Source organism: Actinophytocola sp., from assembly GCF_050699915.1.
Classification (GTDB): domain Bacteria; phylum Actinomycetota; class Actinomycetes; order Mycobacteriales; family Pseudonocardiaceae; genus Actinophytocola.
The window spans coordinates 1-15927 of the sequence record NZ_JBOHGA010000148.1 but is presented as its reverse complement, the minus strand read 5'-3'; the positions used below and the strand labels follow the sequence as shown (position 1 = coordinate 15927).

Here is a 15927-nt window from a genome sequence, read left to right as displayed (position 1 = left end):
GCTCCGCGCCGGCGACCGCTCCGCCCACCCAGCCGTCCAGGTGAGCGAGCCGCGCGAGCCGGCCGACGAGCCCGACTCGCCGGCGCCCACCGCTACCGCGACCTCACCCGAGCCCGACTCGTCCTCCTCCTTGGAGGCCGAGGACTTCGAGCCCGAGGAGCCGTCGCACACCAGCCGCGTGCTGGTCTACGTCGCGGCCGCGCTCGTCCTGCTGCTGGTCGGCGCCGCGGTCGGGATGCTGCTGACGCTGTCCCGGACGGAGTCGACCGCGGCGCCGGACGCGGGCTCGGTGGACGTCGGCTTCGCGCAGGACATGCGGGTGCACCATCTGCAGGCCGTGACGATGGCCGGCATCGAGCGCGACCGCACGACCGACCCGGTGCTGCGCGGCATCGCGTTCGACATCGAGTCCACCCAGCTGGCACAGCTCAGCGAGATGTCCGGCTGGCTGACCGTGTGGGGCCAGCCCACCCTGCCCGCGCCCGGCGCCGCGCACATGGGGTGGATGTCCGAGGGCGGCACCCACTCGCACAGCGACGGCGCCGGCGGGAAGACGACCGGCCCCGTGCAGCGGATGCCCGGCATGGCCACGACCGAGGAGATCAACAAGCTGCGCAAGCTGTCCGGCAGCGAGCTGGACGTGCTGTTCCTGCAGCTGATGCTCCGCCACCACCAGGGTGGGCTGGAGATGGCTCAGTACGCCGCCGAGCATGCGGCCGAGGGCTATGTGCGCAACCTCGCGCAGAAGGTCGTGTCGAGCCAGGACAACGAGGTCCGGCTGATGACCGCGTACCTGGACCAGCGGGGCGCCGAGCCGCTGCCGTTCCCCTGAGTCACCAGGTCAGCTCCTGGCAGCTCGCCGAGGTCTCGCCGGCCTCGACCTGCAGCGTGGCGTGCTCGATCTGGTACTCGTCGGCGAGCAGTCGCTGCGCGGTCTGCAGGATCTCGTCCCGGTCGGCGCCGGGCGCCACGGTGAGGTGAGCGGAGGCGACCTCCATGCCCGAGGTGAGCGTCCACACGTGCACGTCGTGCACCTCGCGGACGAGGGGCAGCGCGCACAGCGCGTCGGTCAGCCGGTCGACGTCCACCCGCTCGGGGGCGTGCTGGAAGAGGATGCGCAGCGAGCGGCGGGCCAGCGTCCAGGTGCGCGGCAGCACCCACAGTCCTATTGCGACACCGAGGATCGGGTCCGCGTAGCGCCAGCCGAACAGCAGCGTGAGCGCGCCGCTGACGAGCACGCCGACGGAGCCGACAAGGTCCGCGAGCACCTCGAGGTAGGCACCGCGGACGTTCAGGCTCTCGGCAGATCCCTTGCGCAGCAACAGGAACGCGACGACGTTGGCGGCGAGCCCGACGAGCGCGACGACCGCCACGGTGCCGCCGGGCACGGCGGGCGGGTCGCCGAAGCGCTGCGCCGCCTCGATGAGGACGTAGGCGGCGACGCCGAAGAGCAGGACGGCGTTGGCGAGGGCGGCGAGCACCTCCGCGCGGTAGAGGCCGAACGTGCGGTCGGCGGTGCGGCGGGCGCGGCGGGCGGCGAGGATCGCGGCGAGCGCGAGGCCGAGGCCGACGACGTCGGTGACCATGTGCGCGCCGTCGGAGATGAGCGCGAGCGAGGACGTCGCGATGCCGGCGGTGATCTCGACGAGCATGAAGGTCGCGGTGATCGCGAAGGCGGCGGACAGCGCGCCCAGGTGACGCCCGGAGGCGCTGCCGTGCCCGTGGCCCATGCCCGGCTCTCCCTTCTGCCCGGGACAACATATAGTCACATGCGCATGCTTGCAAGTCTCACTCGAACTTGGCCGCCTGCGCACCGAGCCAGCGGCCGATCGCCCTGGTCATCGTGGGTGCGTACCGCATGCCGAGCGCGGCGAACCGGGCCTCCGGCGTGACCGGGACGACCAGCTTGTCGGCCCGGACGGCCGCGACCACGGCTTTTGCGACCTTCTCCGGACCGTAGCCGCGTCGCGCGTACAGGCGCGTCGCGTGCTTCTGGCGGGCGCGCTCCTCGTCGGGCGTGGTGCCGGCGAACCGGGTCGTGGCGGTGATGTTGGTGTGGACGAAGCCGGGGCAGATGGCGCTGACGCCGATGCCGGCCTCGCGCAGCTCGCCGGCGAGGCACTGGGCGAGCATGAGGACGCCGGCCTTCGTGGTGCTGTAGGCGGGCAGGTTCGGGGTGGCGAAGTAGCCGGCCGCGCTCGAGGTGATCACGACGTGGCCGCCCTCGCGACGCTCGACCATGGCGGGGAGGAAGGCGCGGAGGGTGTGCACGACGCCCCAGAGGTTGACGTCGAGGACGCGGCGCCAGTCGTCCTCGGTGGTGTCGAGGAACGAGCCGCTGACCCCGATGCCGGCGTTGGCCATGACGAGGTCGGGGACGCCGTGCTCGGTGTGGATGTGCGCGGCGAGCTTGTCGGTGGCGCGGCCGTCGGCGACGTCGAGCTGGTAGGCGGCGCCCTTGGCCTCCGTGGCGGTGGCCGTGGCGGCGTCGAAGTCGATGTCGACGCAGAGGACCTCGGCCCCGTCCGCGGCGAGGGCGAGGGCCGTCTCCCGCCCGATCCCGCTACCGGCTCCCGTGACGACGGCGAGCAGGTTCGCGGTCTCTCCGCTCCTGGCTCGCCGGAGCTCGCGCGGGGCCGGCGCCCCGTCGACGTGGTCGACGAACTGCTCGACGAGCCGGGCGACGGCGTCCGGGTGGGTGCGGGGCGCCCAGTGGCCGGCGGCGAGCTCGCGGCGCCAGAGGTTGGTGCACCAGGGCTCGGCGGAGTCGAGGAGCGGGCGGGTGACGTACCGGTCCTGGGTGAGGGCGAGCTGCTGGACGGGGAGCGTGATCTGCTTCGGCGGGGTCGGCTTGCCCATGTTGGCCCGGTAGAGCTCGATCCCGTTGCGCGCGTCCCGGTAGTCGGCGCTGAATTTTTTGTGCAGGACGCGCCAGATGAGCTCAGGCACCTTCGGGAGCTGAAAGGCCGCGATGTACCAGGAGTGCGCGACCTGCCGGAGGACCTGGCCCGGCCGGCGGGTCCAGCCACGCATCCAGGCACCGGCGTGGTCGAGATCGGGCCCGGAGATGGAGGTGTAGCTGCGGAAATGTCGTGGGTCCAGCGCCCCCCAACACTGGATCGACCCCCAGTCGTGCCCCACGAGGTGGACGGCCTCGTCCGGACTGACCGCGTCCTTGACTGCGAGAAGGTCGGCATGCAGCTCCGCGAGCCGATACCCGTCCCGGCCGCTCGGCTCCGCTGACTCTCCGTGCCCCCGAACGTCGTACCGAACGACCCGAAACCGCCGGCTGAGCCGCTCGGCGACCCCATCCCAGACGGAGAGGTTGTCCGGGTACCCGTGGACGAGGATCACCGTGGGTCCGGCCCCCTGCTGGCCCTCCTCCACCACGGAGAGCCGCACCCCACCAGCCCCGACCACCGACCGCCGCACACCGCTCATGTGATCACCGTAGCCGCCGGCCGGGACTCCGCCCGAGTACGCTAAGCTACCCCGGTCGCAAGACAGGGCCCTTGTAGCTCAGGGGATAGAGCACTGCCCTCCGGAGGCAGGTGTCGCAGGTTCGAATCCTGCCAAGGGCGCCCTCAAAGGCCGCCGCTTACCAGCAGTTTTGCTCGGTCGCGGCGGTTTCGTCGTTCCTGGACAACCGCGACGAACTACGGGTGCGGGCCGATCGTGACGATGATGATTTCGTCGGCGTCGCCATAGATCCACCAGATTCGCCACGCTGAGGGGGTCTTGTTCTCCACGTAGGACTCCCACAGCGCGGCACCACCCGGGCCGGGCACCGACTGGTAGCGGTGCGAGTTCAGGCCAGGGTGACTCGGCCCGGGATTCTGCAGCAGCCTGAGCGTCTTGCGGACCTTCTTGAGCTTTGTTTTGTACTGCGGACTCTGCAGGTCGTCGATGACCTTCTCGGCCTCGGCGGTGTAGTTGAGGACGTAGGGAGGAGCACTCACTGGTCTTCGTCGTCCTCGTCCTCTGTCAGCCAGTCCAGGCGCTTGACCTTGCCCTCGGCTGCGTCGGCCAGGCCGCGGAACAGGGACGCCTTCAGGTCGTCGTTCTCCCAGACCAACAGCTCGCGCTTGGGGATGCTCGCCAGCGGCGTGAGGAGGATGGCGCCATCGTCGTTGACCGACAGCGCGTAGCGGTCGTCCTTGTGCACGCCGGCCTTGCCGAAGGCGATCCTCGCCCGCTCGTCGGCGGTGACCTCCGCGATGGGGCGGAACCCGTCCATGGCAGCCTCCTCTCCACACATAGACTACGGACAAGTGGGCAGGTGGGCAATGCCCATCTGTGTCGCCGTGAAGGCGTCCGTGTCAGGACTTCGCGCCCGCGGCCTTGAGGCGTTCGATCAGTTCTTCGCAGCCGCTCGCTCTGGCCAGTACCGTCCTGCCGTCGTGATCGGTCGCATTCACGTCCGCTCCCGCATCGATCAGGATCTCGACCAGGCCTCGGGACAGGAAGAAGTTCTCGTCGGCCGCGGCGGTGACCAGCAGCATCAGCGGTGTCTGGCCATGGTTGTCGCGAAGATCGACGGTCGCCCCGCGCTCCAGCAGCGCCGTCAGCACCTCTCCGCGCATGGATCTCGCGTCGTGGGTGACGGCCCACATCAGTGCGGTCCGACCATCGTTGTCCTGGTTGTCCACATACGCTCCGGCGTCCACCAACGCGTTGACCATCTCGGGGCTGCCGCTGCCGGCGTGGAACTGTGGATCCACCGCCCACATCAGCGGGGACTTTCCCTTGGTGTCCGGGTCGTTCGGATCCGCCCCGGCCGCTAGCACCAGCGGCACCGCGCGCTGCGCCGAGCTGGTCGCGATGATCAACGCCGTCTCGCCCAGCACCCCGTGGATCGACAGGTCGGGCCGACGGCTCAGGAGCAGTCGCAGAACATCGAGGTCCCGACCGAGGATGGCCTCCATGACCGCGGTGCGCCGACTCCCGTCCTGCGCGTCCACGTCGGCGCCGGCGTCGAGAATCGCCTGGACGATCGGCAACTGACCCGGCCGGCGCGCGGCGGCGAGTATCAAGGGCGTTCGCTCACGGTCGTCTCTCGCGTTGGGATCGGCACCCTCCCGCAGCGCGGCCGTCACCTCGTCCACGCTCCCGTGATCGGCGGCGGACAGCAATCGTTGATCGAGATCGTCGGCCATGGCTCTCTCCCCTCCGCCCTTTGATCGTCGTCCGGGACCGAGTCGGGGTTACGCGCTCGAGGGACCTCTCGTCAGCGCCGTGACCAGGTCAGCCCTGTGGGGCCAGCGACGGCTCAGTTCGGCTGGGTCGCCGGGGTCGAAGTCGCTCGGTACGAAGCCTGGGGCCATGGTGTTGCCGTAGACCCCGTACTCACCGCCCGGGCGCAGACGTGCGCCCATCCACGTGCCGGCCGGGACCATGACCTGCACCCGCTGCCCGCCGAGCACGTCGGTACCGAGGACGAGCAGCTCGTCGCGACCGGCGGGGTGGAGTAGGAGCAGCTCGATCGGGTCGCCGAGGTAGAAGTGCCAGATCTCGTCGGTCGGCAGGCGATGCATGTCCGAGAACGAGCCCGGTTCGTCGGTGAACATGGCCACCATCGCGTTGCAGAGCGGCTTGCCGTCGGCGCCCTTGCCCGCCGACTCGTATGTCGGCGTGAACAGCACGTCCTCCTGCGGCAGCTTCGTCATCTGCCACAGCTGCCGCAGCTCCTCAGCGGTTGGTCGCATCTGGCGAACATAGACGGGAATAGCTCCGCCGGCCGATGACTTTGCATCCAGCGAACCGAGTATCCCAGGAGGACACCTTGACGATCGCGGTCATCGGTACCGGGTTCATCGGCGGCACGGTCGGTCGGGCGTTCGCCCGGGCCGGGCACGCCACGATCTTCGGGTCGCGACGGCCCGCCGAGGACACCGTCGCGGCGGACAGTGGGGCCGGCACGGCCGGCATCGCGGACGCGATCGGACAGGCTGACACGATCCTTCTCGCCCTGCCGGCGGCGGCTGTCGAGGAGCTGTTGCGCGACCACGGCGACGCGCTGGCCGGCAAGCTCGTCATCGACGCCGCCAACAACGTCGGCAAGCCGGTGGCCCACCACGCCGAGCTCGTCACCCGGTACGCGCCCGGCGCCCGCTACGCCCGCGCCTTCAACACCCTCGGCGGCGAGAACTTCGCCGACCCGAACTACGACGGCACGCCCGCCGACCTGTTCTACTCGGCCCCCGCCGGCGACCGCGCGCTCCTCGACGAGCTGATCACCGCGGTCGGGCTACGTCCCATGTACCTGGGCGACAACCAGCAGGACACCGTCGACGGCGTCCTGCGCCTCTGGTTCGCGCTCGCGGTCGGCCAGGGGCACGGCCGCAACCTCGCCTTCCACACCATGACCCGCTGACGAAAGCGTGGCCGGAGCGTTCTGCACGCTCCGGCCACGTCTGGTCGGGTCTGACGGAAACAGGTCACACCGGCAGGTCGAGGTCGTCGATCTCGGTCTCGACCTCGGCCTCCACCTCGGCGCGGAAGTCCTGGTCCAGGTCCGCGTCGGCGTCCTGCACCTGCGTCTGGTCCGCCTCGACGTCCTGGTCGGTCTCGTTGTCCTGGTCCAGGTCCTGGTCGCTGGTCTGGTTGGCGTCGACGTCGACGTCGGACTTGGCGTTGCCGCCGTTGCCGCCGCTGGCGTCGGCGTTCCCACCGGTGCCACCCGCGCCACCGACACCGACACCGGACCCACCGGTCGAGTCGCCGAAGTTGATGTTGAACTTGCCGCTCTGGCTGATGTCGCCGGCGTCGCCGCCGATGCCCAGGCCGGAGCCGCCGTTCGCGCTGCCACCCACCGCGACGCCGCCGTTGCCACCGTCGCCGGCAACCGTCGTGGTGTCCGTGTCGGTGTCCTGCTTCTGGTCGTTGTCCTGCGCGCCGACCTGGTTGGTCTCGTTGTTCGCGGCCTGGTCAGCGATCTGGGCCGCCTCCTGGTCCTGGTTGCTCTCCGCGTCCAGGACGGTGGTCAGGTCGACGTTCGCGACCGACTTCAGCATCTCCGAGAGGTCGAAGTTCGCCATCGTGCACTCCTAAGTTCGTGAATTCCTGTTGGGGCCCAACGACTTTCGCCTGCCCCCCGGACCCGCTGTCCGGCTGACACCAAAGTTAGAGGCGCCGGCGGCGCCTGCCATCCGGGCGATCCCCCTCCGTCCCGAGCCCCCATAGGGGGATCGCCGGGGGGAACGTCCGGCACCGGACGGCGATGCACGGGACATGGCACGAGTGGAGCCTCAGTCAGCCCGCGAGACGGTCGAACTCGTCGCGTTCGTCATCGGCGGCATCGTCAGCGGCATCGTGCTCGGCTGGATCGCCGGCGCGCTCATCGGCCTCGCCGTCCGACCCGGCGACGAGGCGAGCCTCCTGCTGCTGGGCCTGTCGATCACCGTCGGGATCGCCGGCTGCGTGACCTACCTGCTCCACCTGCACGACGCGGGCCGCCGGGAGCGCGGCGGCGGGTCCTAGTTGGACAGCCACCTGCCGATGCACGACAGCAGCTCGTCCGGGTTCACCGGCTTCGTGACGTAGTCGCTGGCACCGGAGGCCAGGCTCTTCTCCCGGTCGCCGGCCATGGCCTTGGCCGTCACCATGATGATCGGGAGCGCGTCGAACTGCGGCATGTCCCTGATGGCGGCCGTCGTGGCGTAGCCGTCCATCTCCGGCATCATCACGTCCATCAGGATCAGGTCCACGCCCGGGCTGGCCAGCAGGGCGTCGATCCCCTTGCGACCGTTCGGCGCGTGGCTGACCTCGATCCCGTGCAGCTTCAGCATCTCCGCCAGCGCCAGCACGTTCCGCGCGTCGTCGTCGACCAGCAGGACCTTGCGGCCCTCCAGACCGGCGAGCGACGCGGACAGCTCGGGGGCCGCCGGCGACTCGACCGGCGCGCTCGTCGACGTGAGCTGGGTCAGCAGGAACAGGAACCGCTCGCGCAACGCGTCCAGCGACCACACCAGCTCGATCAGATGGTCCGCGGCATGCCCCTCGATCAACCGGTGCTGCGCCGGGCTCAGCTTCCGCGTCGCGTGGACCAGCACCGGCACCGTGACCGGGCCCTCGCTCAGCCGCTGCAGCAGCGTCATCACGGCCGCGCCCGGCATGCTCGCGTCCACCAGCACGCACCGGTACGACCGCTCGGCCAGCGTCTCCACCGCCTCGTCCGGCGTGGTGACCGAGTCGATGCGCGCCTGCTCGCCGTTGGTGGACAGGTCGGCCGCGAACTGGCGGAGCATCATGGTCAGCAGCCGGTTGTCCGGCGCCTCGACGACCAGCACCGACCGCACTGCGTCCGGCTCCGTCCGCGGCCGCCGCTCCGCCGCGGTCACGTGGAACGTCGGCGTCACCGGCAACAGCAGCGTGAACGTGCTGCCCCGGCCCAGGCGGCTCTCCGCCTGGATCTCGCCACCGAGCAGGTTCGCGACCTGGCGGCTGATCGACAGGCCCAGCCCGGTGCCGCCGTAGCGCCGGCTCGTCGTGCCGTCGGCCTGCTGGAACGCACCGAAGATCGAACCCAGGTTCTCCTTCGCGATGCCGATGCCGGTGTCGACCACCGACAGCGCCACCCGCGGCTCCGGGCCGTCCACCCGCCGCACCCGCAGCTCGACGCGGCCCTTCTCGGTGAACTTCACCGCGTTGGACAGCAGGTTGCGCAGCACCTGGCGCAGCCGCTGCTCGTCAGTGGTCAGCAGCTCGGGCACATCCTCCTCGACCGAGACCTCGAAGTGCAGGCCCTTGTCCGCGGTCAACGGGTGGAACGTGGTCCGCACCGAGTCGAGCAGCTCCGGCAGCCGCACCTCCTCGAAGTGGATGTCCATCTTCCCGGCCTCCACCTTGGACAGGTCGAGGATGTCGTCGATCAGCTGCTGCAGGTCGGTGCCGGCGGACTGGATGACCTTCGCGAACTCGACCTGCTTGGAGGTCAGGTTCTGCGTCGTGTTCTGCGCCAGCACGCCCGCCAGGATGAGCAGGCTGGTCAGCGGCGTGCGCAGCTCGTGGGACATGTTGGCCAGGAACTCCGACTTGTACCGCGACGCCAGCGCCAGCTGCTGGGCCCGCTCCTCGATCTCCTGGCGGGCCTGCTCGATCTCGAAGTTCTTGATCTCGATGTCGCGGTTCTGCCGCACCAGCAGCTCCGCCTTCTCCTCCAGCTCGGCGTTGGACTGCTGCAGCTGCACCTGCTGGGTCTGCAGCTCCCCGGAGCGGGCCTGCAGCTCGGCGGCCAGCCGCTGCGACTCGTCGAGCAGCGAGTCGGTGCGCGCGTTGGCGATGATCGTGTTGAGGTTGACGCCGATGCTCTCCATCAGCTGCTCGAGGAAGTCGCGCTGCACCGCGCTGAACCGGTTGAACGAGGCCAGCTCGATCACGCCGAGCACCTGGTCCTCGAAGGTGATCGGCAGCACGATCAGGTTGACCGGCGGCGCGGCCCCCAGGCTGGACGAGATCCGTACGTAGGCGGGCGGGGTCTGCTCGACGAGCAGCGGCCGCTTCGTCCGCGCCACCTGGCCGATCAGCGACTGGCCGAGGTCGAACACCCGGGGCACGTCGCCGTCCCCGTCGTAGCCGTAGCCGGCGATCAACCGCAGCTGTGCCCGCTCGCCGCTCTCCATCAGGAAGAACGTGCCATGCTGCGCGCCGACCAGCGGCGCCAGCTCGTTCATGATCAGCTGGGCGACGGCCCGCAGGTCGCGGTGGCCCTGCAGCAGCCCGGAGATCCGGGCCATGTTGGTGTTGAGCCAGTCCTGCTGCTCGTTGGCGAGCGTCGTCTCGCGCAGCGACTGGACCATCGCGTTGATGTTGTCGGACAGCTCGGCGACCTCGCCCTCGGCCTCGACCGAGATGGACCGGGTGAGGTCACCGGTGGCCACGGCGCTCGCGACCTCGGCGATCGCGCGGACCTGCCGGGTCAGGTTGCCGGCGAGCTCGTTCACGTTCTCGGTGAGCCGCTTCCACGTGCCGGACACACCCTCGACCTCGGCCTGCCCGCCGAGCCGGCCGTCCTTGCCCACCTCGCGGGCCACCCGGGTGACCTCCGCGGCGAAGGAGGACAGGGTGTCGACCATCGTGTTGATCGTGGTCTTGAGCTCCAGGATCTCGCCGCGCGCGTCGACGTCGATCTTCTGGGAGAGGTTTCCGCGCGCCACCGCGGTCGTGACCTGGGCGATCGAGCGCACCTGGTTGGTCAGGTTGTTCGCCATCGAGTTGACGTTGTCGGTCAGGCTCTTCCACGTGCCGGCCACGTTCGGCACCGCGGCCTGGCCGCCGAGGATGCCCTCGGTGCCGACCTCGCGGGCCACGCGGGTGACCTCGTCGGCGAACGCGGACAGCGTGTCGACCATCGTGTTGATCGTCGCGGCCAGCGCGGCGACCTCGCCCTTGGCCTCGACGGTGATCTTCTGCGACAGGTCGCCGCGGGCCACCGAGGTCGCCACCGAGGCGATGGAGCGGACCTGGGCGGTGAGGTTGTCGGCCATGACGTTCACCGACTCCGTCAGGCCCTTCCAGGTACCTGACACACCCTTCACGTCCGCCTGGCCGCCCAGCCGGCCGTCGGTGCCGACCTCGCGGGCCACGCGGGTGACCTCGTCGGCGAACGCGGACAGCTGGTCGACCATCGTGTTGATGGTCTCCTTCAGCTCGAGGATCTCGCCCCGGGCGTCCACCCGGATCTTCTGGGACAGGTCGCCGAGCGCGACCGCGGTGGTCACCTCGGCGATCGAACGCACCTGCGCGGTCAGGTTGTCGGCCATGACGTTCACCGACTCCGTCAAGCCCTTCCAGGTACCCGACACACCCTTCACGTCCGCCTGACCACCCAGCCGGCCCTCGGTGCCGACCTCGCGCGCCACGCGCGTCACCTCGTCGGCGAACGACGACAGGGTGTCGACCATCGTGTTGATGGTGTCCTTCAGCTCGAGGATCTCCCCGCGCGCGTCCACGGTGATCTTCTGCGACAGGTCACCCCGCGCCACCGCGGTCGCCACCTGGGCGATCGAGCGGACCTGCGCGGTGAGGTTGCCGGCCATGAAGTTCACCGACGTCGTCAGGTCCCGCCACGTGCCGGCCACGCCGGGCACCTGGGCCTGGCCACCCAGCATCCCCTCGGTGCCCACCTCCCGGGCCACCCTGGTGACCTCGTCGGCGAACGAGGACAGCGTGTCGACCATAGTGTTGATGGTCGACTTCAGCTCGAGGATCTCGCCGCGGGCGTCCACGGTGATCTTCTGCGTCAGGTCGCCCTTCGCGACCGCGGTGGTCACCTCGGCGATCGAGCGGACCTGCGCGGTCAGGTTGCCCGCCATGAAGTTCACCGACGTCGTCAGGTCCCGCCACGTGCCGGCGACCCCGGGCACCTCGGCCTGGCCGCCCAGCCGGCCCTCGCTGCCGACCTCGCGCGCCACGCGAGTCACCTCGTCGGCGAACGCGGAGAGCTGGTCGACCATCGTGTTGATGGTGCCCTTCAGCTCCAGCAGCTCGCCCTTGACGTGCACGGTGATCTTCTGGGTCAGGTCGCCCTTCGCCACCGCTGTCGCCACGCTCGCGATGTCGCGGACCTGCGCGGTCAGGTTGCCGGCCATCGCGTTCACCGACTCGGTCAGGTCCTTCCAGCTGCCCGAGACCGTGGGCACCGAGGCCTGGCCGCCGAGCTTGCCGTCGGTGCCGACCTCGCGGGCGACGCGGGTGACCTCGGAGGTGAACAGCGCGAGCTGGTCGACCATGCCGTTGAAGACCGTGGAGATCTCGTCCAGCAGTACGTCGCCGACCTGCGGCAGCCGGGTGGAGAAGTCGCCGTCGCGGACGGACTTGAGGCCGTCGAGCAGCTGTTGGAGGCGCTCGTCGTTGCGTGGCCGGTCGGCCGTGCCGGTCTCCCGGCCCGCCGGAGCGGACTGCCGCTGCGTCATGAGCAACCTCTTCTGTGTGGGGCGGCGCGCGTCAGCGCACTCTCGGCCGCCCGGAAGGTCTGACGTCGAACGAGCTGTTGCCGGCCGCGACGCTGCGGATCGTGGCCAGCATGTCCTCCAACACGCCGGCCTTCAGCAAGATGCCGGCACCGCCCGCGTCGGCGACCCGGTCGGCGACCGACTGGTCGGCCGCGCCGGTGAACACCAGCACCCGGACCTCGGGCAACGCCTCGAGGAGCGGGCCGATCGCGTCCACGCCGTCCCCGTCGGGCAGCCGCCGGTCCAGCAGCACCACGTCCGGCCGGTGCCGGACGGTCTCCGCGACGGCGTCGTCGGCCGTGGCGGCGGTGCCGACGAGCTCGATGTCGGGGACGTCGTCGAAGGCGGCGGTCATCGCCATCACGACGAGCGCGTGGTCGTCGACGAGGAGCAACCGAATCGTGCGGGACGTCGGTTCGTCGTGCGACGCCGCCACACGCATCAGCTCCCCGGCTATTTCGATCGCGGGCCCGTGACCGGGCTGTTTCCGGAGCGAGTGTAAGGCGTGGTGGTGCCCGATCGCGAGAACATCATCCACAGGACCATCCACAGGGGGCCGTGAACGCGGTTCGCGCCGCGCCCGGCTCGGGCGCGGCGCGAAACGGCTGGTCGGGTCAGGTGTCGTGCAGCAGGACGCCGCGGATGTTGCGGCCGTCGCGCAGGTCCTGGTAGCCCTCGTTGACCTGGTCCAGCGTGTACGTCCGGGTGACCAGCTCGTCCAGCTTGAGCTGGCCGGCGTCGTAGAGCCGCAGCAGGCGCACGATGTCGTACTGCGGGTTCGACGAGCCGAAGAGCGTGCCCTTGACGGTCTTCTCGAACAGGGTCAGCACCGCGCCGGAGAGGCGGATGGTCAGCTTCTCGGGGTTCGCGAGGCCGACGATCACGACCGTGCCGCCCTTGCCGACGGCGTTGAACGCGGAGGTGACCACGTCCTCGTCCACCGTGCCGACCGTGATCAGCGCCTGGTCCGCGCCCTGGCCCCAGGTCAGCTCCTCGATCTTGGCGTGCGCCTCGTCGGCCGAGGCGAAGGCGTGCGTGGCGCCCATTCGCAGGGCGGTGTCCCGCTTGAGCTGGATCGGGTCGATGACGACCACGTACTTGGCGCCGGCGTGGGCCGCGCCCTGCACCGCGTTGATGCCGATGCCGCCGATGCCGTAGATCGCGACCGTGTCGCCGGCGCGGACGTTGCCGGCGTAGACCGCGCTCCCCCACCCGGTGGGCACGCCGCAGCCGACCAGGACGGCCTTGTCCAGCGGCAGCCACTCGTCGACCTTGACGACGGAGTGCTGGGAGATCGTCGAGTACTGGCTGAACGTGCCGACCAGGCACATGGCGCCGAAGTCCTCGCCCCCGGCGTGGAAGCGGAAGCTGCCGTCCGGGAAGTGGCCCTCGAGGATGGTGGCGCCCATGTCGCAGAGGTTCTGCCGGCCGGTGGAGCAGTAGCGGCAGGTCCCGCAGTTGGGGATGAAGCTGCAGACGACGTGGTCGCCGGGCTTGACCTTGGTGACGCCCGCGCCGACCTCCTCGATGATGCCCGCACCCTCGTGGCCGCCCACGATCGGGAACCGGGGCACCAGGTCACCGTCGGTGAGGTGCAGGTCGGAGTGACACAGCCCGGCCGCCGTGTAGCGGATCAGGACCTCGCCCTCCCGGGGGCCGTCCAGGTCGAGCTCCATGAGCTCGAACGGCTTGCCGGCGTCGACCAGTACTGCTGCCTTCGTCTTCACGACGTACTCCTCTCCACTTCCCTCGCGGACGCGGAGATCAGCCCCTTTGGCCGACAGTAGCTGGCCCATCCATGCGAACAAAGCCATGCTCCACGGAGCGCGAAAATAGGGCGCGTCTGGCGGATCTTGGTCGATGCGATTCGTGATCCAGCCGGTTCTTGGCAAGGCGGAGCGATGGCCTCGTACTGGGCGTACTCGGCCATTGCGACAACGCGGCCAGGGGCCGGCTGGGCGCGAATCGCGCGGCCGGAGATCCGTCAGACGTGCCCTACGCCGAGGGCGCGCTCGAAGTCGGCGGGGACCAGGACGTCGGCTCGGGTCAGCTCGTGGATCGAGCCGTGACCGAGAGCCATCAGGGTCGAGTCGATGCCCGCGCGCAGCACGTCCAGGACGTTCTCCACACCGGCCTGGCCGTTCGCCGCCAGACCCCACAGGTAGGCGCGGCCGATCAGCACCGCGCGGGCGCCGAGGGCCAGCGCCTTCACCACGTCGCCGCCCCGGCGCACCCCGCCGTCCAGGAGGACCTCCACCTCCTCGCCCACGGCGTCCGCGATCGCCGGCAGTACGCGGATCGCCGCGGGGGTGCCGTCGAGGTTGTTGCCGCCGTGGTTGGACACCGAGATGGCGCTCACGCCGGCGTCCACCGCGCGCCGGGCCTCGTCGACCCGGATCACGCCCTTCAGCAGGAACGGACCGTCCCACTGTTCGCGCAGCCACCGCACGTCCGCCCACGTCGCCGGCGGCGTCTGCATCCACTGGCCGTACGCGCCGAAGAACGTCGGCGGCGGGTCGCCGCCCATGTTCGGCACCGTCAGGTCCGGCACGTGCCCGGTCCGAAGGTAGGACCACAGCCAGCGCGGGTGCGTCAGCGCCTCGGGGGTGAACCGCACGGCCTCGCGCACGGTGATCCGCTCCGGGATGCGCGGGCTGCCCCAGTCCCGGCTGTGCGAGAACGACCAGTCCAGCGTCAGGATCAGCCCGACCGCCCCCGCCTCCCGCGCCCGGGCCAGCCGCTCGAGCATCTCGTCGCGGGTGCCGCACCAGTACACCTGGAACAGCGTCGTCGGGTTGGCCGCGACGACCTCCTCGACCGGCTTGCTGGCGAACGACGAGAGCCCCATCGCGGTCCCCCGCGCCGCCGCCGCCCGCGCGACCGCGACCTCACCCTCGGGACGCACCGCCTGCACGCCCGTCGGCGAGATCAGCACCGGCATCGACACCGCCTGGCCCAACACGGTGGTGGCGAGCTCCCGCTTGGCCGCCAGCCCGGCGGTGCGCGGCGCGAAGCCGAGCTCGTCGAACGCACTCACGTTGTCGGCCACCGTGAGACCCCGCTCCGAGCCCGCGAGCAGTGCCTTGTAGACGGACCTCGGCAAGCGCTTGCGGGCGCGGCGCTGGGCCTCGACGACGCTCTCGAACCAGGCGTTGCTCATGATCAACCTCTCGAATCGATCCGCAGCGGGCGCCGGCCCACCCGGGGGCGCAGCGGCGCGGTCGTGCGGTCGGCCAGGCAGCCGGCCAGCACGCCGCCGCCGTAGGCGATGTCGTCGGCGAGCCGGCCGAGCACGTACCGGACGGGATCGAGCGACTCCCGGCAGCCGGCCCACTCCGCGAGCGGCGGGCCGAACAGCAGCGACGCGGCGGCGACCCGATGCCGGCCCGCGACGAGCTCGATCGCGAGCAGCGGTGCGGCGAACTGGGTGCCGTACCGGCCGATGCCGAGCCAGGTCTGGTAGGCGGCCTGCCAGTTGGCCCGCAGGATGCCGGTCGTGGGCAGGCCGGCCCGGCGCAGCGTCGCGCGGATGCCCAGCACCGAGCCGGCGTACGCGGCCGCCGCCAGCACCGGCCGGCGGGACAGCGCCGCCGCCACGGTGAGCGCGGGCCAACCGAACAGCACCAGCGGCGGCACCGAGCCCGGGTGGCGCTTCGCGAGCGGCGCCGCGGAGGTGCCGTAGCGGTAGCGCCGGGCGAGCAGCGCCGGCCAGGTGGTCGGCTCCTCGTGGTGCACCTCGACGGCCGGCTCGTAGCGGATGCGCCACCCCGCCGCGTGCAGCCGCCACACCAGGTCGACGTCCTCGCCGCTGACCCGCAGCTCCGGGTCGAACACCGCACCGCCGGCGCGGGCGACGTCGGCCAGCGCGGTGCGGCGGACCAGCAGCGCGGCGGTCGGCACGTAGGCCACCCGTGTGTTCGGGGCGACCGCGGCCGGTCCGGCGCCGAGGTCGAGGGCACAGGCGGCCCGCGTGAAG

15 protein-coding genes and 1 tRNA gene are annotated in these 15927 nt (G+C 70.8%); 4 read left to right on the top strand and 12 right to left on the bottom strand.

What is annotated here, in order from left to right; translation table 11 throughout:
* Positions 1–832, top strand: an 832-nt coding sequence (locus tag ACRDSK_RS22925) for a DUF305 domain-containing protein (protein WP_431443294.1), incomplete at its 5' end; no start/stop codon positions are given.
* Between the two features lies 1 nt (position 833).
* Here ACRDSK_RS22925 and ACRDSK_RS22920 read toward each other — a convergent pair.
* Positions 834–1730 (bottom strand): cation diffusion facilitator family transporter, encoded by an 897-nt coding sequence (locus ACRDSK_RS22920; protein ID WP_431443293.1) that lies wholly within the window; start codon positions 1728–1730, stop codon positions 834–836.
* Positions 1731–1788: 58 nt separating this feature from the next.
* The gene (locus ACRDSK_RS22915; RefSeq protein ID WP_431443292.1) at positions 1789–3441 is read right to left on the bottom strand and encodes an SDR family oxidoreductase; all 1653 of its coding nucleotides are present in this window, start codon (positions 3439–3441) and stop codon (positions 1789–1791) included.
* A 67-nt stretch (positions 3442–3508) separates the two neighbouring features.
* Between ACRDSK_RS22915 and ACRDSK_RS22910 the strand changes: the two genes are divergently transcribed.
* Positions 3509–3581 (top strand) — tRNA-Arg (locus ACRDSK_RS22910).
* 75 nt (positions 3582–3656) lie between these two features.
* On the opposite strand, the gene ACRDSK_RS22905 is transcribed toward ACRDSK_RS22910, so the two are convergent.
* The 4 genes from ACRDSK_RS22905 to ACRDSK_RS22890 all read right to left on the bottom strand — a co-directional run bounded on the left by ACRDSK_RS22905 (position 3657) and on the right by ACRDSK_RS22890 (position 5705).
* Positions 3657–3959, bottom strand: a complete 303-nt coding sequence (locus ACRDSK_RS22905) for a hypothetical protein (RefSeq protein ID WP_431443291.1) — start codon at positions 3957–3959, stop codon at positions 3657–3659.
* On the bottom strand, positions 3956–4237 hold the full coding sequence (locus ACRDSK_RS22900) for a hypothetical protein (protein ID WP_431443290.1): 282 nt from the start codon (positions 4235–4237) through the stop codon (positions 3956–3958). Before ACRDSK_RS22900 ends, ACRDSK_RS22905 begins: the two co-directional genes overlap by 4 nt.
* 82 nt (positions 4238–4319) lie before the next feature.
* Positions 4320–5156 carry an ankyrin repeat domain-containing protein gene (locus ACRDSK_RS22895; protein ID WP_431443289.1) on the bottom strand — a complete coding sequence of 279 codons (837 nt, stop codon included), beginning with the start codon at positions 5154–5156 and terminating at the stop codon, positions 4320–4322.
* Positions 5157–5204: 48 nt separating this feature from the next.
* The gene (locus tag ACRDSK_RS22890) at positions 5205–5705 is read right to left on the bottom strand and encodes a cupin domain-containing protein (protein ID WP_431443288.1); all 501 of its coding nucleotides are present in this window, start codon (positions 5703–5705) and stop codon (positions 5205–5207) included.
* A 77-nt stretch (positions 5706–5782) separates the two neighbouring features.
* On the opposite strand from ACRDSK_RS22890, the gene ACRDSK_RS22885 reads away from it, so the two are divergent.
* Positions 5783–6373 carry an NADPH-dependent F420 reductase gene (locus ACRDSK_RS22885; protein ID WP_431443287.1) on the top strand — a complete coding sequence of 197 codons (591 nt, stop codon included), beginning with the start codon at positions 5783–5785 and terminating at the stop codon, positions 6371–6373.
* Positions 6374–6437: 64 nt separating this feature from the next.
* On the opposite strand, the gene ACRDSK_RS22880 is transcribed toward ACRDSK_RS22885, so the two are convergent.
* Positions 6438–7037 carry a hypothetical protein gene (locus ACRDSK_RS22880; RefSeq protein WP_431443286.1) on the bottom strand — a complete coding sequence of 200 codons (600 nt, stop codon included), beginning with the start codon at positions 7035–7037 and terminating at the stop codon, positions 6438–6440.
* A gap of 193 nt (positions 7038–7230) precedes the next feature.
* Between ACRDSK_RS22880 and ACRDSK_RS22875 the strand changes: the two genes are divergently transcribed.
* Complete coding sequence (locus ACRDSK_RS22875) at positions 7231–7479, top strand: hypothetical protein (protein ID WP_431443285.1); 249 nt, start codon at positions 7231–7233, stop codon at positions 7477–7479.
* On the opposite strand, the gene ACRDSK_RS22870 is transcribed toward ACRDSK_RS22875, so the two are convergent.
* From ACRDSK_RS22870 to ACRDSK_RS22850, 5 genes are all read right to left on the bottom strand, one after another.
* Positions 7476–11912, bottom strand: coding sequence for a HAMP domain-containing protein (locus ACRDSK_RS22870; protein WP_431443284.1), 4437 nt, complete (start codon positions 11910–11912; stop codon positions 7476–7478). The two genes, ACRDSK_RS22875 and ACRDSK_RS22870, sit on opposite strands and share 4 nt — an antisense overlap.
* Before the next feature lie 31 nt (positions 11913–11943).
* A complete protein-coding gene (locus ACRDSK_RS22865) occupies positions 11944–12393 on the bottom strand; it encodes a response regulator (protein WP_431443283.1) in 450 nt (149 codons plus the stop codon).
* A gap of 172 nt (positions 12394–12565) precedes the next feature.
* On the bottom strand, positions 12566–13678 hold the full coding sequence (locus ACRDSK_RS22860) for an NDMA-dependent alcohol dehydrogenase (protein ID WP_431443282.1): 1113 nt from the start codon (positions 13676–13678) through the stop codon (positions 12566–12568).
* 257 nt (positions 13679–13935) lie between these two features.
* A complete protein-coding gene (gene mftD, locus ACRDSK_RS22855) occupies positions 13936–15111 on the bottom strand; it encodes a pre-mycofactocin synthase MftD (RefSeq protein ID WP_431443281.1) in 1176 nt (391 codons plus the stop codon).
* 2 nt (positions 15112–15113) lie between these two features.
* Positions 15114–15927: glycosyltransferase family 2 protein (locus ACRDSK_RS22850; RefSeq protein ID WP_431443280.1), on the bottom strand; the 814-nt coding region annotated here is incomplete at its 5' end.